22 protein-coding genes are annotated in these 24801 nt (G+C 72.7%); 7 read left to right on the forward strand and 15 right to left on the reverse strand.

From position 1 onward, the window contains the following. Positions 1-9 precede the first annotated feature (9 nt). Complete coding sequence (locus AB0C73_RS18625) at positions 10-462, reverse strand: DUF3592 domain-containing protein (RefSeq protein ID WP_362530928.1); 453 nt, start codon at positions 460-462, stop codon at positions 10-12. 86 nt (positions 463-548) lie between these two features. On the opposite strand from AB0C73_RS18625, the gene AB0C73_RS18630 reads away from it, so the two are divergent. The 3 genes from AB0C73_RS18630 to AB0C73_RS18640 all read left to right on the forward strand — a co-directional run bounded on the left by AB0C73_RS18630 (position 549) and on the right by AB0C73_RS18640 (position 4480). Continuing rightward, positions 549-1400, forward strand: coding sequence for a hypothetical protein (locus AB0C73_RS18630; RefSeq protein WP_362530931.1), 852 nt, complete (start codon positions 549-551; stop codon positions 1398-1400). A 213-nt stretch (positions 1401-1613) separates the two neighbouring features. After that, entirely contained in the window at positions 1614-2987 is a 1374-nt protein-coding gene (locus tag AB0C73_RS18635; protein WP_362530934.1) for an FAD-dependent oxidoreductase, read from the forward strand. A gap of 56 nt (positions 2988-3043) precedes the next feature. Beyond that, entirely contained in the window at positions 3044-4480 is a 1437-nt protein-coding gene (locus AB0C73_RS18640; protein ID WP_362530936.1) for a LuxR family transcriptional regulator, read from the forward strand. Positions 4481-4762: 282 nt separating this feature from the next. Here the strand turns inward: AB0C73_RS18640 and AB0C73_RS18645 are convergent, their stop codons facing one another. Together AB0C73_RS18645 and leuA are read right to left on the reverse strand one after the other, a co-directional pair. After that, positions 4763-5458: a TerB family tellurite resistance protein gene (locus tag AB0C73_RS18645; protein ID WP_362530939.1), complete on the reverse strand. Its 696-nt coding sequence runs from the start codon at positions 5456-5458 to the stop codon at positions 4763-4765. Positions 5459-5764: 306 nt separating this feature from the next. Continuing rightward, positions 5765-7528, reverse strand: coding sequence for a 2-isopropylmalate synthase (gene leuA / locus AB0C73_RS18650; protein ID WP_362530941.1), 1764 nt, complete (start codon positions 7526-7528; stop codon positions 5765-5767). A 295-nt stretch (positions 7529-7823) separates the two neighbouring features. Between leuA and AB0C73_RS18655 the strand changes: the two genes are divergently transcribed. Continuing rightward, the gene (locus AB0C73_RS18655) at positions 7824-8879 is read left to right on the forward strand and encodes a M4 family metallopeptidase (protein WP_362530944.1); all 1056 of its coding nucleotides are present in this window, start codon (positions 7824-7826) and stop codon (positions 8877-8879) included. A 21-nt stretch (positions 8880-8900) separates the two neighbouring features. Continuing rightward, on the forward strand, positions 8901-9182 hold the full coding sequence (locus AB0C73_RS18660; RefSeq protein ID WP_362530947.1) for a protealysin inhibitor emfourin: 282 nt from the start codon (positions 8901-8903) through the stop codon (positions 9180-9182). Positions 9183-9206: 24 nt separating this feature from the next. Here AB0C73_RS18660 and AB0C73_RS18665 read toward each other — a convergent pair whose 3' ends face one another. The 7 genes from AB0C73_RS18665 to AB0C73_RS18695 all read right to left on the reverse strand — a co-directional run bounded on the left by AB0C73_RS18665 (position 9207) and on the right by AB0C73_RS18695 (position 16406). Then, on the reverse strand, positions 9207-10511 hold the full coding sequence (locus AB0C73_RS18665; RefSeq protein WP_362530950.1) for a TerD family protein: 1305 nt from the start codon (positions 10509-10511) through the stop codon (positions 9207-9209). A gap of 32 nt (positions 10512-10543) precedes the next feature. Further along, positions 10544-11494, reverse strand: coding sequence for a GTPase Era (era, locus tag AB0C73_RS18670; protein ID WP_362530952.1), 951 nt, complete (start codon positions 11492-11494; stop codon positions 10544-10546). Between the two features lie 30 nt (positions 11495-11524). Next, a complete protein-coding gene (locus AB0C73_RS18675) occupies positions 11525-12499 on the reverse strand; it encodes a DUF916 domain-containing protein (RefSeq protein WP_362530954.1) in 975 nt (324 codons plus the stop codon). 109 nt (positions 12500-12608) lie between these two features. Then, complete coding sequence (locus AB0C73_RS18680; RefSeq protein ID WP_362530957.1) at positions 12609-13943, reverse strand: beta-xylosidase; 1335 nt, start codon at positions 13941-13943, stop codon at positions 12609-12611. A gap of 251 nt (positions 13944-14194) precedes the next feature. Beyond that, positions 14195-14557, reverse strand: coding sequence for a cytidine deaminase (locus tag AB0C73_RS18685; protein ID WP_362530960.1), 363 nt, complete (start codon positions 14555-14557; stop codon positions 14195-14197). 60 nt (positions 14558-14617) lie between these two features. Next, on the reverse strand, positions 14618-15355 hold the full coding sequence (locus AB0C73_RS18690) for a hypothetical protein (protein WP_362530963.1): 738 nt from the start codon (positions 15353-15355) through the stop codon (positions 14618-14620). Positions 15356-15521: 166 nt separating this feature from the next. After that, positions 15522-16406, reverse strand: a complete 885-nt coding sequence (locus AB0C73_RS18695) for a helix-turn-helix transcriptional regulator (RefSeq protein ID WP_362530965.1) — start codon at positions 16404-16406, stop codon at positions 15522-15524. A gap of 92 nt (positions 16407-16498) precedes the next feature. Here AB0C73_RS18695 and AB0C73_RS18700 point away from each other — a divergent pair, with 92 nt between their 5' ends. Next, entirely contained in the window at positions 16499-17953 is a 1455-nt protein-coding gene (locus tag AB0C73_RS18700) for an MFS transporter (protein WP_362530968.1), read from the forward strand. A 17-nt stretch (positions 17954-17970) separates the two neighbouring features. Here the strand turns inward: AB0C73_RS18700 and AB0C73_RS18705 are convergent, their stop codons facing one another. The 5 genes from AB0C73_RS18705 to AB0C73_RS18725 all read right to left on the reverse strand — a co-directional run bounded on the left by AB0C73_RS18705 (position 17971) and on the right by AB0C73_RS18725 (position 22555). Then, positions 17971-18324 (reverse strand): MmcQ/YjbR family DNA-binding protein, encoded by a 354-nt coding sequence (locus AB0C73_RS18705; protein ID WP_362530971.1) that lies wholly within the window; start codon positions 18322-18324, stop codon positions 17971-17973. After that, complete coding sequence (locus AB0C73_RS18710) at positions 18321-19628, reverse strand: hemolysin family protein (RefSeq protein WP_362530973.1); 1308 nt, start codon at positions 19626-19628, stop codon at positions 18321-18323. Before AB0C73_RS18710 ends, AB0C73_RS18705 begins: the two co-directional genes overlap by 4 nt. 11 nt (positions 19629-19639) lie before the next feature. Beyond that, entirely contained in the window at positions 19640-20137 is a 498-nt protein-coding gene (gene ybeY / locus AB0C73_RS18715; protein WP_362530975.1) for an rRNA maturation RNase YbeY, read from the reverse strand. 12 nt (positions 20138-20149) lie between these two features. Continuing rightward, positions 20150-21211, reverse strand: coding sequence for a PhoH family protein (locus tag AB0C73_RS18720; RefSeq protein WP_362530978.1), 1062 nt, complete (start codon positions 21209-21211; stop codon positions 20150-20152). 231 nt (positions 21212-21442) lie between these two features. Continuing rightward, positions 21443-22555 (reverse strand): PfkB family carbohydrate kinase, encoded by a 1113-nt coding sequence (locus AB0C73_RS18725; protein WP_362530981.1) that lies wholly within the window; start codon positions 22553-22555, stop codon positions 21443-21445. Positions 22556-22812: 257 nt separating this feature from the next. On the opposite strand from AB0C73_RS18725, the gene AB0C73_RS18730 reads away from it, so the two are divergent. Further along, a complete protein-coding gene (locus AB0C73_RS18730) occupies positions 22813-24069 on the forward strand; it encodes an MFS transporter (protein ID WP_362530983.1) in 1257 nt (418 codons plus the stop codon). Positions 24070-24801 lie beyond the last annotated feature (732 nt).

The following is a 24801-nucleotide window of genomic DNA, read 5'->3' on the forward strand; positions in this document are numbered from 1 at the left end:
GGCGCTTCTTCAGGAGGGGCTGACGATCAGGCCCACCGTCGCCAGGACGCCCACGGCCAGGGACAGCAGCGCGAACCGCTGCGCTCCGCGCACGTCGCCCTGGCGGCGCTTGCGCTCCTTGCGGGCGGCCGCCATGTCGCCCAGGTGCACGCTCTTCGGGTTCTGGGGGTCGTACACCATCGGGTACTCGTGGCCGATCACGTGCGCGGGGCCCCGATTCGCCCCCTTGTTGTGTCGGACGGTGCCGGTGGCGGTCTCGAACTCGTACGTCACGCTCGCGTAGCCGTTCTTGCCGAACGGCACCAGGCTGATCAGCTTCGCCTGGACCTCGACGCCGGACTCGCACAGGCCCGTCATCCGCTTCCGCTCGTGCCGCTCGCCGGAGATCAGCATCAGGCCGAAGAAGAAGGCAGGCACGGACGCGACGATGAAGCAGACGAGGACTCCGGTCACCAGGTTCACAGGCGGACGGTACGACACCATCGGCCCCGACCGAAACCCCCACATCCCCTTCACCGGCGAGGAGTTCGCGCCTTACGATCACGCGCATGTCGATCTCTTCGTCCATACCCGTCCTCCAGGGTGACCGGGGCACCGAGCTCCGCTCCGCAGGCGAGGAGCTGGTGCTGCGCCGCCCGGATGCCGAGCTGCGCATCCCGCTGGCCGCGATCGCGCGCGTCCGGGCCGAGCGGCGGGACCTCGCGGTCGAGCTGACCGCCCCGGCGGGGGCCGAGCCGACGGCGTACCGGGTCACGGACGTGAGCGCCGCCGCCGCGTCGGTCTTCGCCGACGCCGTGAACGCCGCACTGCCCGAGCGCACCGCGGGCGAGGAGACGGTGGACGGCGCGACGCTCGTCGTCACGCGGAGTCTGGTCTTCGACGAGGAGGAGGAGACGGACGAGGACGAGGACGAGACCGAGGTGAAGGCCGGGCTGCCGTCCCTCCGCGGGCCGGCGTACGCGGGCTGCGTCGCCGTCGCGATCCTCGCCGTCGCCGTCGGGCTGTTGGACAAGAACTGGGGCCGGGGCATCGCGACGCTGCTCCTCGGGGAGGCCGGTGTCGGCGTCACCTACGTCACTCTGATGGGGCTGCTCGGGGAGTGGCGGGCGTGGTACCTGCCCCGCTACGGGATCACCGTGGAGGGGCGGCAGGTCTTCCGGGGCGGCGACACCACCAACGCCTTCACGGCCACCGACGGCATGACCCGCTACATCGGCGGCAGCAACAAGGGCAGGCCCGTGCAGATCGCCTATCACCCGCGGAACCCCAGGAACGCCATCGTCCGCACCGACTGGCGCGAGCACGCGTTCGGACTGACGGTCTTCCTCGTCGTCGCCGTCGTCGCGGGGTTCCTCGACTACGGGACGTACCTCCTGGCCCTGCCCGCCTTCAGCGGCTGACCGTCCCTGATTCCTGCCCCCCGCCACCCCCGGCATCCCTCGCCCTTCCCCGTCCCGTAAGCTCGGCGACCTCGCCTCCACTTATGGAAGTCATAAGTCTGCCTTATGGGGCCATAGACCGGGGTCAGGTACCGAGCAGCTTGCCGCATTATTTAGGGTGGCCTAAGCGCGGCGATCCCTCGCCGTCGCGTCGCTTGCGAAGGGAAACCTGTCATGCCCCGCCCCCTCCGGGTCGCGATCGTCGGCGCCGGCCCCGCCGGGATCTACGCCGCTGATGCGCTGCTGAAGTCCGAGGCCGCCGCCGCGCCGGGTGTGTCCATCGACCTCTTCGAGCGGATGCCCGCGCCGTTCGGCCTCATCCGCTACGGCGTCGCGCCCGACCACCCGCGGATCAAGGGCATCGTCACCGCCCTCCACCAGGTCCTCGACAAGCCGCAGGTCCGGCTCTTCGGCAATGTCGACTACGGCACCGACGTGCACCTCGACGACCTGCGCGCGTTCTACGACGCCGTCGTCTTCTCCACCGGCGCCATGGCCGACCGCGAGCTCCGCATCCCGGGCGTCGAGCTCGACGGCTCGCTCGGTGCCGCCGACTTCGCCTCCTGGTACGACGGCCACCCGGACGTCCCGCGCACCTGGGACCTGTCGGCCGAGAAGGTCGCCGTGCTCGGCGTCGGCAATGTCGCCCTCGACATCGCCCGGATCCTCGCGAAGACCGCGGACGAGCTGCTGCCGACCGAGATCCCGGCCAACGTCTACGACGGGCTCAAGGCCAACAAGGCCCTGGAGGTCCACGTCTTCGGCCGCCGCGGCCCGGCCCAGGCCAAGTTCAGCCCCATGGAGCTGCGCGAGCTGGACCACTCCCCCAACATCGAGGTCATCGTCAACCCCGAGGACATCGACTACGACGAGGGATCGATCGCCGAGCGGCGCAAGAACAAGCAGACCGACATGGTCGCCAAGACCCTGGAGAACTGGGCGATCCGCGACATCGGCGACCGCCCGCACAAGCTCTTCCTGCACTTCTTCGAGTCGCCCGTCGAGATCCTCGGCGAGGACGGCAAGGTCGTCGGCCTGCGCACCGAGCGCACCGAGCTCGACGGCACCGGCAACGTCAAGGGAACCGGACAGACCACCGACTGGGACGTCCAGGCCGTCTACCGCGCCGTCGGCTACCTCTCCGACGAGCTGCCCAAGCTCCCCTGGGACACCACGACCGGCACCGTCCCGGACGAGGGCGGCCGCGTGATCGAGGAGGGCGGCGCGCCCATGCCGTCCACGTACGTCACCGGCTGGATCCGCCGCGGCCCCGTCGGCCTCATCGGGCACACCAAGGGCGACGCCAACGAGACCGTGGCCAACCTGCTCGACGACCACGCCAACGGCCGGCTCCTCACCCCCGAGTCCCCGGCGGAGGACGCGGTCGTGTCCTTCCTGGAGGGCAAGGGCATCGCGTACACGACGTGGGAGGGCTGGTACAAGCTCGACGCCGCCGAGAAGGCGCTCGGCGAGCCCCAGGGCCGCGAGCGCGTGAAGATCGTCGAGCGTGAGGACATGCTCCGCGCGAGCGGCGTCGACCTCGGCTGACCGAGCCGTTGCTTCCTTCCCGGTCCTATCCTGATGGGGCCGGGAAGGAGCCGTTCATGGCCGCTGCCGAGCACCGCGCCGAGCGCGATACGACACCCCTCGCGCAGGCCGCGGCCGACCGCGAGGACTGGCCCGCCACCTACGCCCTCCTCCACGGGCGGCCCCTCGGCCCCGACGGCCTCGCCCTCCTCTCCGACGCCGCCTGGTGGTCCGGCCGGATCGACGAGTCCGTCTCCGCCCGGCTACGGGCCCACGCCGCCTACGTCGCCGCGGGCGATCCGCGCGGCGCCGGGCTCACCGCGTGGTGGCTCGCCGACGCGTACCGGCGGCTCGGGCGGCCGGCCGCCGCCGCGGGCTGGCTGCACCGGGCCCATCACGACCTGGACGGGCGCCCCGACTGCCCCGAGCAGGGCCTCCTCGCCTGGACCGACACGGCGGACGCCGAGGAGCACCACGACCCCGCCGCCGCGCTCGCCGCCGTCCGCCGGGCCACCCGGCTCGCCGTCCGCTCCGGCAGCCCCGACCTGCTCGCGCTCGCCCGCCAGGCCGAGGCATCCCTCCTGCTCGCCCACGACCGGCGCACCGAGGCCTTCGCCCTCCTCGACGCCGCCATGGGCGCCGCGACGGCCGGCGCCCTCGGCTCCACCGTCACCGGCCGGCTCTTCTCCCTCGCTCCCGGGCAGGCCCTGCGCGCGGGCGACCTGCGCCGCGCGGCCGCCTGGTCGCAGGCCGCCATGACCTGGTGCGCGGGTCCTCCCTCTGGTCCCGCCCCTGGTCCCCACCCCTTCCGGCCGCTCTGCCGCGTCCACCACCTCCAGGTCCTCGACCTCCGCGGCGCCTGGGCGCAGGCCGAGGAGGCCGTGCGGCTCGTCTGGCAGGAGGCCGGGCCGGACACGCTCGGCGCGGCGGCGGACGCCTCGTACACCCTCGGGGAGATACGGCGGAGGCAGGGGCGTACGGCGGAGGCGCAGCGCTCGTACGCGCGCGCGTACGGGCTCGGGCGGGTGCCCCAGCCCGGGCTCGCGCTGCTGCGGCTCGCCCAGGGGCGCCCGGACGCGGCGCTCGCGGGGCTCCGGCTCGCGCTGGACTGCCAGACGGACCCGGCCCACGACCGGCTCGGCCGGGCCCGGCTGCTCGCCGCGCTCACCGAGACCACCCTCGTGCTGGGCGCGCACGGCGCGGCTGCCGGAGCCGTCACCGAACTTGAGGCGCTCGCCGCGCCCGACGCGCCCCTGCTCGCCGCTCCGGCCGCGGGCGCACGCGGTGCGCTGACGGGCGACCCGGCTCCGCTGCGGCGCGCGCTCGCGCTCTGGCTCGATCTGGACGTTCCGTACGAGGCGGCGCGGGTACGGCTGCTGCTCGCGGCGGCAGACCGGGCGAACGGCGACGAGACCGCCGCCCGGCACGAACTCCGCGCCGCCCGGGCGGCCTTCGAGCGCCTGGGCGCCACCCCGAACGCGGCCCGCGCGGCCAGGCGGCTCGCCACCTCGTGACGGCACCCGCGCCGTGCGCGAAAGTCGGCCCAGCTCGTACGAGACCCGGCCTACACCCTGCCGAGACTTCCCCGGCCCCGGACACGGCCGCGGCACGGCCGCGCGGCTCGCCACCTCATGACGGCGCCCCCGCCGTGCGCCGTGCAGCCGTACGCCGTGCGAAAGCTGGCCGAGCTCGTACGAGATCCGGCCTACGCCCCGCGAACGCTTCCCCGGCCCCGGACACGGCCCGTGCGGCCGTGCGCCGTACCCGTACGAAACCGGCCCGGTCGGCCTCCCCGCTCAGCCGACCTTGCGCGCCGTCTCCAGCAGCCTCGCCGTGTCGTCCGCGCACAGCGTCAGCGCGTTGCCGACCGTCGTCAGGACCTCCCGCTCCGCCGGCGTGTACGGGCCGTCCGCGAGGGCGATGCGCGCGCCCTGCAGCAGGATCGATTCGCGGCCGGCCGCGGCCAGGTACGGGGTGAGGGGTTCGAGGGCCTCGTGGAGTTCGATCGCGAGGGCCGCGCCGCCGCTGCTCACGTCCGGGAGGAAGCGGCCGGTGTCGGCGGCGAGGGCCTCGACCAGTTCGACGAGCTGGAGGGAGGTGCAGTCGGCGTAGCCGGCCGCGCGGACCCCGGTCGCGGCGGTGTCGACGGCGGTACGGGAGGAGGTGCCGCCGGCCGCGAGGACGGCCAGGGCCACGGTGTGCACCGCGTCGCGCAGCATGCCGGAGAAGCGGCTGGTCGTCGGCTGGGCCAGCACCTCCGTACCGAAGTGGGTGTGGCAGGCGGCGCACTCGACGACCGGGCCCGTGTGCCCGCGGGGCAGCAGCGGCACGCCCAGCACGGCGAACCGGCGGCGGCCGGTGCGGCGGCGGTAGTTGCGGTCGCCGCCGCACTCCTCGCAGTAGAACTCGCCGTCGCCGATCGTGTTCCAGGAGGTACGGATTCCGCAGAGAACCAGGCTTCGCTCACGAGACTTCCGCGCTGACGACCGCACGCCGCACCTCCTTACGACCCGGCAACGCTGCCGGCGTTGGCGTGATGTTAGCCACATCGATGATGTGGCGTCAGCACCTCGTCAGCAGAAGAACCCGGACTTGGCCGAGACCCGCCGGACCGTTTCCGCCGTGTTTTCGCCGTGCCGCAGGTCTCGGGCAGGTCCGATGGACGAACCGGCCGGCGCGAGATCACCCTCCGGGGTGGCCGGAGCCGAGGCCGGAGACGACACCGGAGACGACACCGCCCCGCACCCCGGAGCGGGGTGCGGGGCGGTGTCCGCGGGAAGGTGCCGGACGGCGTCGCGTCAGCGGGCCGAGCGGTTCACCGCCGACACGACCGCCTTCAGCGACGCGCGCGTCGTGTTCGCGTCGATGCCGATGCCCCACAGGACCCGGCCGTCGATCGCGCACTCGATGTACGAGGCGGCCTGCGCGGACGCGCCCTCGCTCATGGTGTGCTCCTGGTAGTCCAGCAGGCGCGCGTCCACGCCGATCTCCTGCAGCGCGGCGAAGAAGGCGGAGATCGGGCCGTTGCCGGAGCCGGTCAGGACGGTGTCGACGCCGTCGACGACCGCCTCGATCCGCAGGGTGTCGGTGCCGTCCGTGTCGGAGGTCGACTGGCCGGAGCGCAGCTGGATACGGCCCCACGCGTTGTCCGGGTTGGGCAGGTACTCGTCCTGGAAGACCGACCAGATCTCCTTCGGCGTGACCTCGCCGCCCTCGGCGTCCGTCTTCTGCTGGATGATCCGCGAGAACTCGATCTGCATGCGGCGCGGCAGGTCCAGCTTGTGGTCGTTCTTCAGGACGTACGCGATACCGCCCTTGCCGGACTGCGAGTTGACCCGGATGACCGCCTCGTACGAGCGGCCGACGTCCTTCGGGTCGATCGGCAGGTACGGCACCGCCCACTCGATGTCGTCGACGGTGACGCCCTTCGCGGCCGCGTCGGCCTCCATGGCGTCGAAGCCCTTCTTGATGGCGTCCTGGTGGGAGCCGGAGAAGGCGGTGTAGACCAGGTCGCCCGCGTAGGGGTGGCGCGGGTGGACCTCCATCTGGTTGCAGTACTCGCTGGTCCGGCGGATCTCGTCGATCTGCGAGAAGTCGATCTGCGGGTCGACGCCCTGGCTGAACAGGTTCATGCCCAGGGTCACCAGGTCGACGTTTCCGGTCCGCTCGCCCTGCCCGAACAGACAGCCCTCGATACGGTCCGCACCCGCCATGATGGCCAGCTCGGCCGCCGCCACCGCCGTACCGCGGTCGTTGTGCGGGTGGACGGACAGGCAGACGTGCTCGCGGCGGGTCAGGTTGCGGGACATCCACTCGAAGCGGTCCGCGTGCGTGGACGGCGTCGAACGCTCCACGGTGGCGGGCAGGTTGAGGATGATCTCGCGGCCCGGGCCGGGCTGCCACACGTCGCAGACCGCCTCGCAGACCTCCAGGGCGAAGTCCAGCTCGGTGTCGGTGAAGATCTCCGGGCTGTACTGGTAGCCGAAGGTGGTCTCCGGCCCCAGCAGCTTCTCCGCGTACTCCATCACCAGGCGGGTGCCGTCGACGGCGATCTGCTTGATGTCGTCCTTCGAGCCGCGGAAGACGACCCGGCGGAAGGTCGGCGCGGTCGCGTTGTACAGGTGCACGGTGGCGCGCTTGGCGCCGACCAGGGACTCGACGGTCCGCTCGATCAGGTCCTCGCGGGCCTGGGTCAGTACGGAGATGGTGACGTCGTCCGGGATCGCGCCCTCTTCGATGATGGAGCGCACGAACGCGAAGTCGGTCTCGCCGGAGGACGGGAAGCCGACCTCGATCTCCTTGTAGCCCAGGCGCACCAGCAGGTCGAACATCTCGCGCTTGCGGGCCGGGCTCATCGGGTCGATCAGTGCCTGGTTGCCGTCGCGCAGGTCGGTGGACAGCCAGCGGGGCGCCTTGGTGATGCGCTGCTCGGGCCAGGTGCGGTCGGGGATGGCGACGGCCTCGTACTGCCCGTACTTGTGGATGGGCATCCCGGACGGCTGCTGGAAGTGCGTCGCGTTGGTGACGGGCGTCGGGCGGCTGATGAAGGGCGACTGAGACATTGCGTAGGGCTCCTCGGAGGTCCTGAGAAACGGACGGCCGACTGTCGAACGCAACACCGAAACCCGCGGGGAGGGGGTCGGCCTACGACTACAGGCCCTCGCCGCGGCAGCTAAGGAGAAGCAGCCCGAAACGCATGATGTGCGTCACTGTAGCCCAGGCCCGGCGGAGGCGGACGTCCCGTTTCAGTATGCGGGACGGCTGGGACGTCAATCGGAAAAGGTGACCCATCACTCCATTTCGCCAATCATCGTCGCAGGTCGTGACACCGCCACCACTCAGTGCCACATTGCTGCAATGACACCCCACACTCCTGTCTTCTGCTCGATCGTCCCCCCGCACGTCCTGGAGCGGCTCGCCGGCTCCGCCGACCCGGCGATCGCCGCGGCCGCGCGGCGCACCCTCGCGGTCGACGACACCCAGCGCTCGGCCCGCGCGTCCGCCGTCGCCACCCTGCCCGGCGAGGCCTCCGGCCGCCCCAGCCGCACGGTGTACGACGCGGAGAACGGCACCACGCTGCCGGGCGTGAAGGTGCGCGGCGAGGGCGACCCCGCGATCGAGGACACCACCGCGAACCGCGCGTACGCCGGTCTCGGCGCCACCTTCGACTTCTTCCTGAAGAACTACGGCTGGGACTCGATCGACGGCGCCGGGATGCCGCTGCTCGCCTCCGTCCACTTCGACGAGAAGTACGACAACGCCTTCTGGAACGGCGAGCAGATGGTGTTCGGCGACGGGGACGGAGAACTGTTCCTCGACTTCACCCTCCCGGTGGACGTCATCGGCCACGAGCTCGCCCACGGCTTCACCCAGCACACCGCGAACCTCGCCTATTACGGGCAGTCCGGCGCGCTCAACGAGTCCGTGTCCGATGTCTTCGGCTCGCTGGTGAAGCAGTACGCGCTCGGGCAGAGCGCCGAGCAGGCCGACTGGCTGATCGGGGCCGGGCTGCTCGGCCCGGCCGTCGACCGGGGCACGGCGCTCCGCTCGATGAAGGAGCCGGGCACGGCGTACGACGACGACGTCCTCGGCAAGGACCCGCAGCCGGCGACCATGGACGGCTACGTCCGCACCAGCTCCGACAACGGCGGCGTGCACATCAACTCGGGCATCCCCAACCACGCCTTCTACCTGCTCGCGACCGAGCTCGGCGGCAACGCGTGGGAGCGGGCCGGGCAGATCTGGTACGACGTGATGGCCGGCGGCACGCTGGACACGGAGGCCCGGTTCGCGGACTTCGCGGCGGCGACGGTCGCGGCGGCCAAGGCGCGCTACGGAGGCGGGGGCGAGGAGAGCGAGGAGGTCCGGGCGGTCCTGAAGGCCTGGTCGGTGGTGGGCGTGCCGACCGACTGAGCCGGCTGGTAGACAGAACCCATGCGGATTCGAGTGCGGCGCACGGGCGGTTTCGCGGGGATCGAGCGGTCGGCGGAGGTGGAGGTCTCGGACCCGGACCCCGAGTGGGAGTCCCTGGCCGCCACCGTCCTCGCGGAGGGCGGCGGTGACGGCGACGGCGACGGCAACAGCGACGGCCGGGGTGTGCCGGACGGTTTCTCGTACGAGATCACCGTCGACGGCCGCACGGTCCGCTGCTGCGACCCCCACCTCACGGACGCGCAGAGGACCCTCGTCACGAGGGTCCTCAAGGAAGGCGCGTAGGCGTGTAGGGCGCGTGGGCGACGGCTAGCGGGAGCCCCGGCGCCAGAACCTGCCCGACCCCTTCTCCTTCGGCGGCCGGACCTCCACGGACCAGTCACCCTCGGCACTCATGACCTGCACGAGCAGCGGCCCCTCGGGCAGCGGCCGCAGGTCCTTGGGGCGCCTGGCCGCCGCGTTGGTGAGCAGGTGCCGGCTACCGTCCGGCTCGAAGCCCTGCACGTGGAAGTACGCGTGGTCGGACACCGGGCGGAGCCGGGCGGCGAGCAGGCCGGCGGGCCCCGTGTAGAGCAGCACGTCGGCGCCCCGCCCCGTGGCGCCGCGGCCGAGTTCGTCCACGGTGCTCACGGGGCGGACGGCGACCGTCCAGTCACGCTTGTAGGCGTTCACGCGCAGGCGCAACGGGCTCCGGCCGTCGTGCCGCAGCACGGCCCGGCCCTCGAAGTCCTCCAGGGTCGTGTTCGCGAGCAGGGTCGCGCTCTCGCCCTTCTCGTCGACGGTGTGCACCGAGAAGTAGCCGTCACCCCACCGGGCGGAGTCGACCACGACGAAGCCGGCCGGGACGGTGACGTCGACGGTGAGTTCGGCCTTGCCCTCTCCGCTGCGGACGAACTCGGGGAAGTCCTCGCCGAAGAGGTCGGTGTCCCACAGCGGACCGACCCGCAGGGGGCCGGATACGGGGACCTGCGCCGGGACGGCGGCCTCGGCTTCCCGGACCTTGGCAAGGAACTCCTCGGGAATGGCCTCTCGCGGGCCGTCGGCGGAGGCGGGCTCGTCGTTGCCAGCGGGCTCGTCGGGGTCCCTGCCCACGATGCCGAAGTCCTCGGCCAGGCCGACGAGCCCGGAGTCGTACCCCTGGCCCACGGCGCGGAACTTCCACGCCCCGTCGCGCCGGTAGAACTCGCCGAGCACGAACGCCGTCTCGGTGCTCGCGTCGTCGACCTCGTACAGCGCCAGCTGCTCGCCGGTCCCGGCGCTGACCGTCCGTATGTGGAGCCCCGGCACCTGGCCGAACGTCCCGTCGTCGCTGGAGGCGGTGATCACGATGCGCTGGACGGCGGGCTCCACGCGCTCGGTGTCGATCTCCAGCCAGTCGGCGACCCGCTGCTCCTCGTCCCGTACCTGCCCGACCAGGCGCACCGCGCCGGACGCGTGCCCGGGCTGGTTGTAGAAGACCAGGTCGCCGTCGCCCCGGACCCGGCCCGAGGCATCGAGCAGCAGCGCCGAGGCATCGACCGCCGGCACCCCTTCACCGGCGGCCCGCCGGACGACCGCGACCCGCCACATCTGCCCGGGGACCGGCAGATTTCCCCCCTTGATGATCTGCGTCACCGCGTCATGCTGACACGCGGTGGGCGGCCGGGCTAGAAGCCCAGCTTCCTGAGCTGTTTCGGGTCCCGCTGCCAGTCCTTCGCGACCTTCACGTGGAGGTCGAGGAAGACCGGGGTCCCGAGCAGGGCCTCGATGTGCTTGCGGGACTTCATGCCGACCTCCTTCAGGCGCTTGCCCTTGGGGCCGATGATGATGCCCTTCTGGCTGGGGCGCTCGATGTACACGTTGGCGTGGATGTCGAGCAGCGGCCGGTCGGCGGGGCGGTTCTCGCGGGGCAGCATCTCCTCGACGACCACCGCGATGGAGTGCGGCAGCTCGTCCCGTACGCCTTCGAGCGCGGCCTCGCGGATCAGCTCGGCGACCATGACCATCTCGGGCTCGTCGGTGAGGTCGCCCTCCGGGTAGAGCGGCGGGGACTCCGGGAGCAGCGGGACGAGCAGGTCGGCGACGAGCTGGACCTGCTTGTCACCGACGGCGGAGACCGGCACGATCTGCGCCCACTCGATGCCGAGCTCCTTGCCGAGCTGGTCGATGGCGATCAGCTGCTCGGCGAGGGTCTTGGAGTCGACCAGGTCCGTCTTGGTGACGATGGCGACCTTCGGCGTCTTGCGGATCTCGGAGAGCTCCTTGGCGATGAAGCGGTCGCCGGGGCCGAGCTTCTGGTCGGCGGGCAGGCAGAAGCCGATCACGTCGACCTCGGCCCAGGTGGTGCGCACGACGTCGTTGAGGCGCTCGCCGAGCAGGGTGCGCGGCTTGTGCAGGCCGGGGGTGTCGACGAGGACGAGCTGGGCGTCGGGGCGGTGCACGATGCCGCGGACCGTGTGGCGGGTGGTCTGCGGCCGGTTGGAGGTGATCGCCACCTTCTGGCCGACGAGAGCGTTCGTGAGGGTGGACTTGCCCGCGTTGGGGCGCCCGACGAAGCAGGCGAAGCCCGCCCGGAAGGGGGCGGTGTTCTCATCGGTCTCAGGGGTACGAACGCTCATGGGGGCCATTGTCCCCGATGAGCGCCCGCCTCACGTACCCAGTGCCCGGTCGGGCGCCCGGCGGCGGCGGATCCGCAGGGCGACGGCCCCTCCGGCGGAGCCGAGGAGGAGCACTCCGAGCGGCAGCCACGGCAGGGCCAGGAAGCCCACCCGGCCGGACTCGCGCACGTCCTCGGCGGTGGCGGTGAGGGTCACGTCGCCCCAGTCGAGCTGCGGCGAGCCGGTCCACTGCTCGGTGAGCCGGATCTTCTGCCGGGGCAGCAGCTCGGCCGGCAGCCGCTCCAGGTCGCGGGAGAGGAGCGTACGGCCGAAGAGGCCCTGGGCCTTGAGGGCGACCCGGGGGTTGAGGGTGACGTTGCCGCGGTTGTGGAGGGTGTACGAGACCACGGCGCGGCTGGTGCGGGTGCCGGGGACGAGCGGCCGGTCCTGGCTGAGGGTGACGTCCTCGACGGACAGGGCGGGGACGGTGGGTCCGCCGACCCGCAGGTAGACGCGTGCGGCGACGGCCCGCTGCACCCCCAGCGCGAGGGCGTCCCGGCCCGAGCCGCCCTTCGCGATCCGCTCGTCGAGCGCGACGACGGCGCCGGGGTGGTCGCCGGGTTCGGCGTCGGCGGGGACGGTGAGGGTGTACGGCACGGTGACGGCCGAGCGCGGCGGGACGGTGACCCGGGCGCGCGCGGGCCTGATCCAGGCGCCGGCGCCGGTCTGCCTCTCCTGCCGGGTGCGGACGGCGAAGCCGCCGTCGCGTTCGGTGTTGTAGGCGTCGGCGCCGTAGAGGAGGAAGGTGAGCGGGCCGGCGGTCTTGTTGGCGACGGTGACCTTGTCGGTGAGGGTGGTCCCGGGGTCGGCGGAGAGGTAGAAGTACGGGCGGCTGCCGAGCTGGGAGGCGGCCGGGTAGACGGCCCACTCGCCGTTCTCGGCGGCGGAGGCGGGCGCGGCGGCGGGCAGCGGGCCAAGGAGTGCGAGGACGGTGCTCAGGAGGAGTACGTACAGCTTGCGACGCACGGTGCGGCTCCCGGGGTGGGGAGCGGGCCGACCGGGTGCGCGCCCGGCCCGCTGAGCGGTCAGGTCAGCTCAGGACAGCTCATGACGGCTCACGACAGCTCACGACAGCTCACGACAGCGTCAGCGTGAGCACGCCCGCGTACGAGCCCGGCGCGGTGTACGCGGGGACGTCGAGGGAGAGCCCGGCGTCGACGGTGAACTCGCCGCCGGTGACGGTGCCGTTGGGCGTGGACGCGAGGGTCGCGCCCGTACTGCCGACGGGTCCCGCGGAGCCGGCGGCGCAGGTGCTGGGGCTGCCGGCCTTGGTGGCGCAGGCCGGGGTCCAGCTGAGCTTCCCCGCTCCGACGGACGCGCCGCCGGGGCCGGAGAAGTCGGTGACCTTGCCGGTCAGGGACCAGCCGGCGGGGCCGCCGCGGAAGTCCTTGACGGTCACCGTCCGCAGCGCGCCGGTGGCCGCGCCGCCCGTGCCGAAGTCGACGGCCGAGAGCTGGACGGCGTCGCCGGCCTGGGTCATCGACAGGGTGCCGGCCTTGACCGTGGCGCTGATCCTCTGGCTGCCGGGCGGGGCGGGGGTGTCGTCGATGACCTGGTACGCGACGGGGCCCGCGCCCTTCTCCGCGTCCCAGGCGGCACCCTCGTACGCCACGATCCCGGTGGTGGCCAGGTCTGCGACCGTCAGGCGCGCGGCGAAGCCGCCCTGGCTGTCGGTCGTGACCGTCATCTTGTCGGCGGTCTCGGCGGCACCGGCCCGCCCGCCGACGGTGACCTCGGCGAGCGGGGTGAACTTCGTACCGGTGACGGTGACCCGGGCGCCGGGTGCGCCGGAGGCGTTGTCGAGCTGGAGGGCCCGCTCGTTGGCCCCGGGCAGAGCCGTGGCCGTGACGGTCTCGGAGACCGGCGCGGGCGGGCTGGACACGGTGCAGGGTGTGTCCAGCTCCATGATGTAGGAGGTGTGGATGTTGTAGTCGCCGGGCGAGAGGGCGATCGCGCCGGGCGCGGTGACCGTGAAGGTGCCGGTCATGGAGAACGGCGGGAAGGCGCCCTTGCCGGGGACGGGCGGGTTCTTCTTCTCGCCGGTGACGGTGACGGATCCGGTCTGGGCGCCGCCCAGGGTGACCTTGCCGCTCGGGGTCATGATGTTTTCCGGGAGCGCGAGGTCGACCGGGTTGGAGGCGGCGGGCTTGGTGACCGTGTAGGTGACGGTGACCGTGTCGCCGACCCTGGGCGCCGCGTTGTCGACGGTGATCTGGGCGGTGGTGGTGCCGTCGATGGGCGGGATGCCGGCGATCGGCGGCGGTACGCAGTGGGTCGCGAAGTCCACGGCCGAGGACGCGGTGGTGGCCGCGCCGGCCGGGGCGGCGAGCGCCCCGCCCGCGGTGAGCGCGAGCGCGGTGGCACCGAGGGCGGCGGTCCAGCGACGCCGTCTTCGTGGTGTGAAGCGCATGGGGGCCCCTCCTGAGGGAGATGAGAGGGCGCCATTGACGGCCGCGGGCCGAGAGAAGTCAATGGAATCGAGACACATCACCTGATGACCCATCAGACACTGTCAAGATCAGGTGGTCAGGTGCGCTTCCGAAGCACGGGTGGGGCGTACGGGCGTGCGGGCGTACGACAAGGGCCCGGCGCTCGTCGAGCACCGGGCCCCTCAGGGTCACGCGTCACGCGTCACGCGTCACGCGTCCCTCAGGTCACGCTTCAGCCCGCCGTGACCGCCACGCGCAGCTTCCCGTCGGGCCCCGCGAGCAGCACCGGGGTCTCCGGCCCGCCCAGGTCCCGTACCGCCGCACGGTCCTCGTCGGAGGGGGTCTCCGCGGCGGAGACGACCGCCGCGGCCTCAAGCGACTCGGCGCCGCTGGCCACGGCCATGGCGACCGCCGTCTGCAGCGCGCTCAGCTTCAGCGACTCCAGCGCGACGGTCCCGGCGACATAGGTCCGCCCGGTCTCGTCCCGTACCGCCGCACCCTCCGGAACCCCGTTGCGGGCGCGGGCGCTGCGCGCCAGCGTGATGATCTTGAGGTCCTCTGCGCCGAGGTCGTCGTGCTCGCGGTTGAGTGTCATGATCCGAGGATAGGCCGGGACGGGACAGGGGCAGGGGCAGGGGCAGGGGCAGGCGGGGACTCAGCCCTGGGCGGCCTTGACGAACTTGTCGGTGGCCGTCTTGGCGAGGCCGTCGAAGTCCTTCTTGGCCGCGGCGGCGTCCGCGAGGTGCAGCATGCGGAACACACCCGCGCCCTGACGCGCGACCACCAGGTTGGGCGCGATCTTGATGCCGGGCGCAACCTCCAGGGTCAGCCCGAAGGCGATGGCCTCCTCGGCGCCCTGCGGGGCGGTGAGCTTCTTCGACTCGAGCTTCAGCTTCTGGCCCTCGGCCTCGACGCTGAAGCTCGCGCAGCCGTCCAGCGCCGCGACGATCTTCTTCGTGTAGTCGGCCGCACCGGTGCCGGCGGGGAAGGTCGCGACCTCCTGGCTGAGCTCGGAGGCGTTGTTGCCGATGACGAAGTCGACGCTCGCGCCCTGGGTGGCGCCCTCGATGCCGGCGCTCATCATGGCGGCCAGCGGCTGGCACTCGGCCTTGTCGGCCTTGTAGACCGTGTTGTCGTCCTCACCCTTCTTGACCTTCCAGCCGGCCGGAAGGTCCTTCGCCTCCAGGGCGGCGGCCTTCATCTGCGCGGCCGTCAGCGGCGTGGCGGCCGGGGCCTGGGAGGTCGGCGCGGCGGAGGCGGAGGCGGACCCGCCGGCCGCCGGCTTGTCGGCACCGTCCTTCTTGGCGTCGTCCGAGCCGCCGCACGCGGCGGTCAGCGAGAGCGCGGAGACGGCGAGAACGGCGGACAGACCACGGGTGATACGCGTACGCATGATGCGGGAGTCCTCGGGGGTGAGACGGACGGCGGGGAGCAGCACGGCCCCGTCCTGCGGTGCCGTGCTGCGTGAGAATATCCGGGCCCTCGGACAATGCCTCGCCGAGGGCCCCGTTTCCCCAAGAGATCCCCAAAACCCCTGTTCACAGAGGGTCTGCCGGTGGTCAGCCCGCCACCGGGTACATCGCTCCCCGCCGCCCCTCCGGCGACACCAGCCACTCCAGCTTCGCCGCCGTGTCCGCCTCCGCCAGCGGCGTGTGCAGCACGATGACGAGGTCCGGGCGGGCCGGGACGCGGAGTTGGGTGGCCTCGACGATCAGCGGACCGACCAGGGGGTGGTCCATCTTCTTGCGGTTCTGGCCGCCGGGCAGGATGTCGCGGCGCTCCCACAGCTCCGCGAACTCCGCGCTCGCCTCCTTGGCCTCCTCCACGACCTGGCGGAAGCCGTCGTCGTCCGGGCACTCCGAGCAGGCCGCGCGGAACTGGGCGACGACCTTGGGGGCCACCTCCTCCCAGCTCGTCGAACGGGCGCGGTAGAGCGGGTCGGTGAAGAAGGAGATCAGGCAGTTCTGCACGGTCTCCGGCCGCATGCCGAGCACGATCGCCGCCGCGTCGTTGTACAGCACGATGTTCCAGTACTGGTCCATGATGTGCGCCGGGAACGGCATCCACGCGTCGATCAGCCGCCGCAGCCCCTGGCACATGTCCCGGTCCTCGGGCGCGGGTTCCGGTGCCGGCGGGTTGAGGGCGGCGAGTACGTACAGGTGGCGCCGCTCGGTCGGGCTGAGCCGCAGCACCCGGGCGACGGAGTCGAGGACCTGCGGCGAGACCGTGATGTCGCGGCCCTGCTCCAGCCACTGGTACCAGGACACTCCGACCCCGGCGAGGACGGCGACCTCCTCGCGGCGCAGCCCCGGTGTGCGGCGTCTGCCGCCGTCGGGCAGGCCCGCCTCGGCGGGGCTCACCCGGGCCCGACGGCTCATCAGGAACTCGCGGAGCTCGGCCAGTCGGTGCGCCTTGGCGGCGGTGGACTCCAGTGCCGTGGCCACGTGTGCTTCCTCCCCCTGGATGCCTGGTGGTGCGACCAACAGGATAAGTTCCCGCTCCCCAGCATTGTTCCCGTGCCACGAGAGTCGTGGCCATGGCAACCGTGAGCTCTCCCCCGACCCCGACCCCGACCACGACCCCGACCCCGGACCGGAAGAAGTCCCGCACCCCGGCCGCCCCCGCCTCCGGCCTCGCCCGCCGCGACCGGCTCGTCCTCTTCGTCCTCTGCGCCGCCCAGTTCATGGTGGCGCTCGACTTCTCCGTCCTGAACGTCGCCCTCCCCGTCCTCGGCGCCGACCTCGGCTTCGCCCCGTCCGCGCTCCAGTGGGCGGTCACCGCCTTCGCCCTGCCCTCCGGCGGCTTCCTGCTCCTCTTCGGGCGGATCGGCGACCTCTTCGGCCGCAAGCGGCTCTTCCTCTCCGGCCTCGTCCTCTTCGGTGCCGCCTCCGTGCTCGCCACCCTCGCCTGGAGCCCCGGCTCCTTCCTGGCCGGCCGCGCCCTCCAGGGCCTCGGCGCGGCGGCGATCGTGCCGACCGGGATGGCGCTGCTGACCACCGCGTTCCCGGAGGGCCCGCTGCGCGAGAAGGCGCTCGGCATCTCCGGCACCCTGATGTCCCTCGGCTTCACCATCGGCATGGTCCTCGGCGGTGTCATGACCGACACCCTCGGCTGGCGCTCCACCATGGGCCTGCTCGCCGTGTTCACGCTGCTCGTGCTGCCGCTCGCGCCGGGCCTGCTGCCCGAGTCCCGCACCCCCGAGCGGCCCCGGCTCGACGTACCGGGCGCGGTGACCGTCACCGGTGGTCTGCTCGCGCTGATCTACGCCCTGACGACGGCGGCCGAGCGCGGTTTCGGCGGCGCGGACGTCCTCGTCGGTCTCGTCCTCGGCGTCCTGCTGCTCCTGGCCTTCGGCGTGATCGAGTCCCGGCACCCGGCCCCGCTGGTCTCGCTGCCGGTGCTGCGCCGCCGCACGGTCGCCTTCGGCAACCTGGGCGGTCTGGTCACCTTCTCGATGATGTCGACGATCGTCTTCGTGCTGACCCTGTACCTCCAGGAGACGCTCGGTCTGTCGGCCTTCGCCTCCGGCCTCGTCTTCGGCGTCCAGGGCGCCTTCTCGGTCCTGGCCGGCATGGTCACCCCGCGGGTGATCGGGCGGCTCGGCGCCCACCGCACCCTGGTGGTCTCGCTCGCCGGCCAGGGCCTGTTCACGGCCGCGCTGCTCCTGGTGGGCCGCGAGTCGGGCGCGGTCGTGGCGACGGTCGCCGTCTCGCTGGCCTCGATGATGCACCTCGGCGCGATCATCTCGTACGGCGTGACCGTCACGTCCGGCGTACGCGACGAGGAGCAGGGGCTCGCGACCGGTCTGGTGACCACCACCCAGCAGGTCGGGCTCACCGTCGGCATCCCGATGCTGGGCGTGCTCGCCACCACCGGCCCGGACCTGTTCGCCGGGGTCCGTACGGTCATCGCCCTGGACGCGGCGATCGTGCTCAGCGCGGCCCTGCTCGTCGCCCTCGGCCTCGCCCTCGGCCTGCGGCGCCGGAAGTGAGCTACCGCCGGTCGAGGCTACGGCCGGTCGAGCCGGAGCCGTACCGCCTTGGGCAGACCGGCGACCACCAGGTCGTACGAGTCCTCGACCAGCTCCCGGACCATCCGGTCCGGGAGCTCTCCCACGGTCACCGTGTTCCAGTGCCGCTTGTTCATGTGGTACCCGGGGACGATCGCCGGATGCTCCTCGCGCAGCCGTACGGCGTCCTCCGGGTCGCACTTGAGGTTGACGCTCAGCGGCTCGGCGTCGAGCCACGACAGCGCGAACATCTTCCCGGCCACCTTGAAGACGGAGACCTCGGGCCCGAACGGGAACTCCTCGCTCGCATCGTTGAAGTCCAGGCAGAAGGCACGCAGCTGGTCGGGCGTCACGAGGTGGTCCCCTCCTCCGGGCCGGTCTTCCCGAGCGGCTCGACGAGCACGGTCACGATCTTGTTCCGGCGGCCGGCCGGGGACTCGGCGGTGAGCCGCAGGGTCCGTCCGTCGGGCAGTTCGACGACCGAGTTGGCGCCGGCGATCGGCACCCGGCCGAGGGCCTTGGCGAGCAGTCCGCCGACCGTCTCCACGTCCTCGTCGTCGTACTCGTCGGGCCCGAAGCCGTACAGCTCGCCGAGGTCGCCGATGTCGAGGCGGGCCGTCACCCGGAAGCGGTCCTCACCGAGCTCCTCGACGGGCGGCAGCTCCCGGTCGTACTCGTCGGTGATCTCGCCGACGATCTCCTCCAGGATGTCCTCGATGGTGACGATCCCGGCCGTGCCGCCGTACTCGTCGATGACGACGGCGACGTGGTTGCGCTCCTGCTGCATCTCGCGCAGCAGGTCGCCCGCGTTCTTGGTGTCGGGCACGAAGGCCGCCGGGCGCATCGCCGTCGACACCAGGTCCGCCTCGGCGTCCCGGTTGATGTGCGTCTTGCGGACCAGGTCCTTCAGATACACGATGCCGACGATGTCGTCCTCGTTCTCCCCGGTCACCGGGATGCGTGAGAAGCCGGAGCGCAGCGCGAGGGTGAGGGCCTGACGGACCGTCTTGTAGCGCTCGATGCACACCAGGTCGGTGCGCGGCACCATCACCTCGCGGACGAGGGTGTCGCCGAGCTCGAAGACGGAGTGCACCATGCGGCGCTCCTCGTCCTCGATCAGCGACTCCTGCTCGGCGAGGTCGACCATCGCGCGCAGCTCGGCCTCGGAGGCGAAGGGGCCCTTGCGGAAGCCCTTGCCGGGGGTGAGCGCGTTGCCGATGAGGATGAGCAGCTGCGGGATCGGGCCCATGATCCGGGCCAGCGGCAGCAGCACGTACGCGGCGGCGGTCGCCGTGTTCAGCGGGTGCTGGCGGCCGATGGTGCGCGGCGAGACGCCGACGGCGACGTACGACACGAGCACCATGACGGCGATGGCGACGAGCAGCGCCTGCCAGGTCTCCGGGAAGGCTTCGAGGCAGGCGTACGTGACGAGGACGCCGGCCGCCATCTCGCAGGAGACGCGGACGAGCAGCGCCACATTGAGATAGCGGGTCGGGTCGGAGGCGATCTGCGCCAGTTTCTCGGCGCCGCGCCGCCCGGACCGTACGGCCTCGGCGGCACGGAAGCTGGAGACGCGGGCGAGACCGGCCTCGGCGCAGGCGGCGAGCCAGGCGACGATGACGAGGGCGACGGCGCCCAGGATCAGCTGAGCACTCATGACCGCCCCGTTCAGGAGACGGTCGGCGCCGGCGACGGGCCGGTGAGGCCCTTCTCCGCGCGCCAGCCGTCCACGATGGCGGCCTGGAGGCCGAACATCTCGGCCTTCTCGTCCGGCTCCTCGTGGTCGTAACCGAGCAGGTGCAGCACGCCGTGGACGGTGAGCAGCTGGAGCTCCTCGTCCATGGAGTGCCGGGTCGGGGCGTCCTGGCCCTGCTGGGTGGCCACCTCGGGGCAGAGCACGATGTCGCCGAGGAGCCCCTGCGGGGGCTCCTCGTCGTCCTTCGACGGCGGCCGCAGCTCGTCCATCGGGAAGGACATGACGTCCGTGGGGCCCGGCAGGTCCATCCACTGGATGTGGAGCTGCTCCATCGCCCGGGCGTCCACCACGATCACCGAGAGCTCGGAGAGCGGGTGGATGCGCATCCGCGCGAGCGCGTAGCGGGCGATGTCGAGGATCGCCTGCTCGTCGACCTCGGTGCCGGACTCGTTGTTGACGTCGATCGACATGTGCTGCTGCTTCTACTTCCCGTTGCGGCCGGCGCGCTGCTCGCGCTCCCGGCGCTGCTCGTTGGCGCTGTCGTACTTCTCGTACGCGTCGACGATACGGCCGACGAGCCGGTGCCGTACGACATCCTGCGACGTGAGCATGGAGAAGTGGACGTCCTGGACGCCGTCCAGGATGTCCCGGACCTGGCGCAGACCGCTCTTCGTGCCGCCCGGCAGGTCGACCTGGGTGATGTCACCGGTGATGACGATCTTCGAGTCGAAGCCGAGGCGGGTGAGGAACATCTTCATCTGCTCGGGGTTCGTGTTCTGCGCCTCGTCGAGGATGATGAACGCGTCGTTGAGCGTGCGGCCGCGCATGTACGCGAGCGGCGCGACCTCGATCGTCCCGTTCGCCATCAGCTTGGGGATGGAGTCGGGGTCGAGCATGTCGTGCAGCGCGTCGTAGAGCGGGCGCAGATAGGGGTCGATCTTCTCGTAGAGCGTGCCGGGCAGGAAGCCGAGCCGCTCGCCCGCCTCGACCGCCGGCCGGGTCAGGATGATCCGGGTGACCTGCTTGGACTGCAGGGCCTGGACGGCCTTGGCCATGGCCAGATACGTCTTGCCGGTACCGGCCGGGCCGATGCCGAAGACGATGGTGTGCTTGTCGATGGCGTCGACATAGCGCTTCTGGTTGAGGGTCTTGGGGCGAATGGTGCGGCCGCGGCTGGACAGGATGTTCTGGGTGAGCACCTCGGAGGGCGTCTCGACCGCCGCCTCCCCGTTCCCGTCGCTCTCCTCCCGCAGCATGGCGATCGACCGTTCCACCGCATCCTCCGTCATCGGCTGTCCGGTGCGGAGCACCAGCATCATCTCGTCGAACAGGCGCTGGACGAGTGCGACTTCCTTCGCCTCACCGATCGCGCTTATCTCGTTTCCCCGCACGTGGATGTCGGTGGTGGGAAACCCGTTCTCGATCACGCGCAGCAGGGCGTCTCCGGAACCCAGGACCATCACCATGGGGTGCTTGGCAGGGACCTTGAACTGGGCGCGGGCCTGCCCCGGCGCGGGGACATGGGCTGTGGGTGTCTGAGTCATGGGCCGGCACTGTGGCCTGCACATACCTCCCGTTGCGGGGTTCTCGCTGCTCGACAACCTCTCGGGTACCAAGCCTACGACTCGCCTCGGACAACCTTGAACGGTTTTTACGGGGGCGGGGAACCGGGTGGTACGGGGGTGGGGGTACGGGGGTGGGGCTCGGGTCCCACGGGTGAGGCGGGCCCTGCGGCTCGGGCCCTACGGGGGGGGTACGGGGGTGGGGCTCGGGTCCTACGGGGCGGGCGCCGGGCGGAAGCCGATGGTGGGGACGGCCCGGCGCAGCGGCCACGGGCGGGCCGGGGCCGGCAGGAGCCGCTCCAGGAAGGCGTAGCGGGCGCGCAGCGCGGCCGGGTCCTGGCACTCGTGGTCCTGGACGTGCGCCCACCAGGCGGCGATCTCGCCCCAGGTGGGCGCGGACAGCGAGCCGCCGAACTCCTGCACGGAGAGCGCGGCGGTGAGTCCGGCGAAGGCGAGCCGGTCGGCGAGCGGCCAGTCGGCGAGGGTACCGGTGACGAACCCGGCGACGAAGACGTCCCCGGCGCCGGTGGGGTCGAGGGCCGAGACCTGGATCGCGGGCACCTCGGCGGTCTCGCCGGTGGCCCCGTCGACGGCGTACGCGCCCTCGGAACCGAGGGTGACGACGGCGTAGCGGACCTTGTCGGCGAGCGCGCGGGCGGCGGCCCGGGGGCAGTCGGTGCGGGTGTAGCGCATCGCCTCTGCAGCGTTGGGCAGGAAGGCCTCGCAGTGCGCCAGGTCGGTCAGGCCGGCCAGGTCCCAGCGGCCGGTGTCGTCCCAGCCGACGTCGGCGAACACCCGGGCGCCGGCCCCGGCGGCCCGGGCCACCCACTCCTCGCTGCGGCCGGGCACGAGGGAGGCGACGGCGGCGCGGGCGTGCGGCGGGTAGGCCGGCGGAAAGGCGGGCACACCGCCGTCGAGCGGCGGGGCGGCGTGGCCGTGCGAGACCATCGTGCGCTCGCCCTCGTACGCCATGGAGACCGTGACGGGCGAGTGCCACCCGGGCACGGTGCGGGAGAGGGAGAGGTCGATGCCCTCGCCCTGTTCGAGGGCATCCCAGCAGTACTCGCCGTAGTGGTCGTCGCCGAAGGCGGCCGCCAGCGAGGTGCGCAGGCCGAGCCGGGCGAGCGCGGTGGCCATGTTGGCGACGCCGCCGGGGCTGGAGCCCATGCCGCGGGCCCAGGACTCGGTGCCGCGGACGGGGGCGGAGTCGAGGCCGGTGAAGATGATGTCGAGGAAGACGGTGCCGGTGAGGAAGACGTCGCACTCGGGGTCGGTGGGCTCGCGCAGCCGGACGAGTGGGTCGACGTCGGTGTCTCGTTCGGTCACGGCTTGCTCCCCGGTCGTGGTGCGGCGGATCGGCACCGTGGGCGCTGAGTGCTGGTGTCGCCAGTGTGCCCGAGGGGGAAGGTGATTCGCGCGCGATACCCGCCCAAGCAGATCCCAAACCGATCGTGACCCGTATCACAGACTGAATCGGGGGATAACGACTTCTCCGCCCACTCTGATGCTTGATACACATGGTGCCGCGACCGTGTGGATCTCCGGGCGCCGTCTCATTTCCCTGTTCAGTACCTGGAACGCCCATGCCGTCGCGCCGCCCGCGTGCCCTGGGGGCGCTCGCCGCTCTCGTCGCCCTGTTCACGGCCGGTTATCTCGCCCCGTACCTGCTGCCGACGGTCGTCGGCCGACTGTCCACGGGCCTCGGTCTCGGACCCGCCCAAGCCGGTCTGATCGGCTCGATCCTGCTGCTCGGCTCGGCCTCGGCGGGCTTCACGCTCGCGGCGCGGGCGGACCGGATCGGCCCGCGCCGGGCGGCGCGGCTCGGGCTCGCGCTGATGGTCCTGGGTTACGGCACGGCCGCGGCGACGGATCTCGTCCCGCTGGTGGTGGCGGGCGCGGTGACCGGCGGCTTCGGCTCCGGTACGGCGACGGCGGTCGCCGCGGCGGCCATCGCGGGCCGCCCGGACCCGCACCGCGCCTCGGCGCTCGGCCTGCTGTCGGTGTCGGCGACGGCGGGCGCGCTGTATGTGACGCTGCCGCGTCTGGGCGGGGGCCACGGTCTGCCGCTGGCGGCGATCGCGGGGACGGCGGTGCTGGTGGTCCCGACGACGGTGTGGCTCCCGGACGGCCGCCCCCGTCCGACGGGCCATGGCCCCGGCCCCGGCCGCCAGGTCCGGGGCCCGCTCCCCCACCGCGGGGCGGGAACGGCCCTGGCGGGGTCGATCCTCCTCTGGTCGCTGGCGCAGAACGCGCTGTGGGGAGTGAGCGGCCGGATCGGCCTGACACAGGCGGGCCTGTCGGAGGCCACGCTGGGCCTGGTCTTCGCGGTGGCGCTCGCCGCGGGCCTGGTGGGCGTGATCGGCGCGGGCGCGCTCGGCTCACGCCTCGGCCGGGCGGTGCCGATCGGCGCGGGCACGGCGCTGATCGCGGGCTGTGTGCTGCTCAGCTCGGCGGCGCAGGACGCGGCGTCCTTCGCGACGGGCGAGATCGCGTGGAACGCGGTCTACCCCGTCGTCCTGTCCTACCTCCTCGGCCTGGCCGCCTCCCTGGACCCGCACGGCCGCTGGGCCGTCCTGGTCGGCTCGGCCTCCTCCCTCGGCGTGGCCTGCGGCCCCGTCACGGGCAGCCTCCTCTCCGAGGCCGCCGGCTACCGCGGCATGGGCCTGACCCTCTGCGCCCTGCTCCTCCTGGCCGCCGCCCCGATGACCACCATCGCCCGCCGCCCCCTGATCCCCGGCACCCCTGAACAACCGATCGCCCCAGTCGACATCCGCGCCACTTCCCCTCTCCGCCCCCCGTCACGGTCCTCCTTCCGCCTGGCAAGACCGGGCCGGGGGTAGGACGAGGCCGGGGTCTGGACCAAGGTTCCGGTCGCCGAAGCCGGGGCGAAGCCCCGTGCCCCCCGCCCCGCCCGAAGGGGCCCGCCGGGGGCGCATCCCCAGGCAGGGCCCGAGCGCACGGAGTCCGGGGCTGAGCCTCGTGATCCCCACCCCCGCCCGAAAGGGGCCGCCGGGGCGCAACCCCAGGCAGGGCCCGAGCACACGGAGTCCGGGGCGGAGCCCCGAGTCGGCCCCGCGGCCGAGACCCGGGGCAGCCAGGGCAATGCTCCGCCCCCACAGGGGGTCCGGGGCGAAGCCCCGTGAACCCCGCACCACCCGCAGGGGGGCGCCGGGGCGCAGCCCTGAGCTGGTCACCCGCCCCACGGGCCGGGGCGGTCACCGGGCCGGGCGAAGCCCGGCAACACGCCCGCCTCCGCAGGGGCCGCCGGGGCGCAGCCCCGAGTCGGCCGCCCGCCCCGGGCCGGGTCCGGGGGCAGCCAGGGGCACGCCCGGGCGATGCTCCGCCCCACAGGGGGTCCGGGGCGAAGCCCCGTGAACCCCGCACCACCCGCAGGGGGGGCGCCGGGGCGCAGCCCTCAAGCTGGCCGCCCGCCCCACGGGCCGGGGCGGTCACCGGGCCGGGCGAAGCCCGGCAACACGCCCGCCCCCGCAGGGGGCCGCCGGGGCGCAGCCCCGAGTCGGTCGCCCGCCCCGGGCCGGGTCCGGGCGTCGGGGTCCGGGGCGGAGCCCCGG

Origin of the sequence: Streptomyces sp. NPDC048623 (assembly GCF_040650755.1) — a bacterium.
Taxonomy (GTDB): Bacteria; Actinomycetota; Actinomycetes; order Streptomycetales; family Streptomycetaceae; genus Streptomyces.

Bases quoted from the DNA above. Each gene is read 5' to 3' on its own strand.
- AB0C73_RS18690 (WP_362530963.1), bottom strand. From the start codon at position 15,355: ATGCGTACGCGTATCACCCGTGGTCTGTCCGCCGTTCTCGCCGTCTCC.
- AB0C73_RS18685 (WP_362530960.1), bottom strand. From the start codon at position 14,557: ATGACACTCAACCGCGAGCACGACGACCTCGGCGCAGAGGACCTCAAG.
- AB0C73_RS18700 (WP_362530968.1), top strand. From the start codon at position 16,499: ATGGCAACCGTGAGCTCTCCCCCGACCCCGACCCCGACCACGACCCCG.
- AB0C73_RS18710 (WP_362530973.1), bottom strand. From the start codon at position 19,628: ATGAGTGCTCAGCTGATCCTGGGCGCCGTCGCCCTCGTCATCGTCGCC.
- leuA (WP_362530941.1), bottom strand. From the start codon at position 7,528: ATGTCTCAGTCGCCCTTCATCAGCCGCCCGACGCCCGTCACCAACGCG.
- AB0C73_RS18630 (WP_362530931.1), top strand. From the start codon at position 549: ATGTCGATCTCTTCGTCCATACCCGTCCTCCAGGGTGACCGGGGCACC.
- AB0C73_RS18680 (WP_362530957.1), bottom strand. From the start codon at position 13,943: ATGCGCTTCACACCACGAAGACGGCGTCGCTGGACCGCCGCCCTCGGT.
- AB0C73_RS18730 (WP_362530983.1), top strand. From the start codon at position 22,813: ATGCCGTCGCGCCGCCCGCGTGCCCTGGGGGCGCTCGCCGCTCTCGTC.
- AB0C73_RS18720 (WP_362530978.1), bottom strand. From the start codon at position 21,211: ATGACTCAGACACCCACAGCCCATGTCCCCGCGCCGGGGCAGGCCCGC.
- AB0C73_RS18640 (WP_362530936.1), top strand. From the start codon at position 3,044: ATGGCCGCTGCCGAGCACCGCGCCGAGCGCGATACGACACCCCTCGCG.
- ybeY (WP_362530975.1), bottom strand. From the start codon at position 20,137: ATGTCGATCGACGTCAACAACGAGTCCGGCACCGAGGTCGACGAGCAG.
- AB0C73_RS18655 (WP_362530944.1), top strand. From the start codon at position 7,824: ATGACACCCCACACTCCTGTCTTCTGCTCGATCGTCCCCCCGCACGTC.
- AB0C73_RS18660 (WP_362530947.1), top strand. From the start codon at position 8,901: ATGCGGATTCGAGTGCGGCGCACGGGCGGTTTCGCGGGGATCGAGCGG.
- AB0C73_RS18635 (WP_362530934.1), top strand. From the start codon at position 1,614: ATGCCCCGCCCCCTCCGGGTCGCGATCGTCGGCGCCGGCCCCGCCGGG.
- era (WP_362530952.1), bottom strand. From the start codon at position 11,494: ATGAGCGTTCGTACCCCTGAGACCGATGAGAACACCGCCCCCTTCCGG.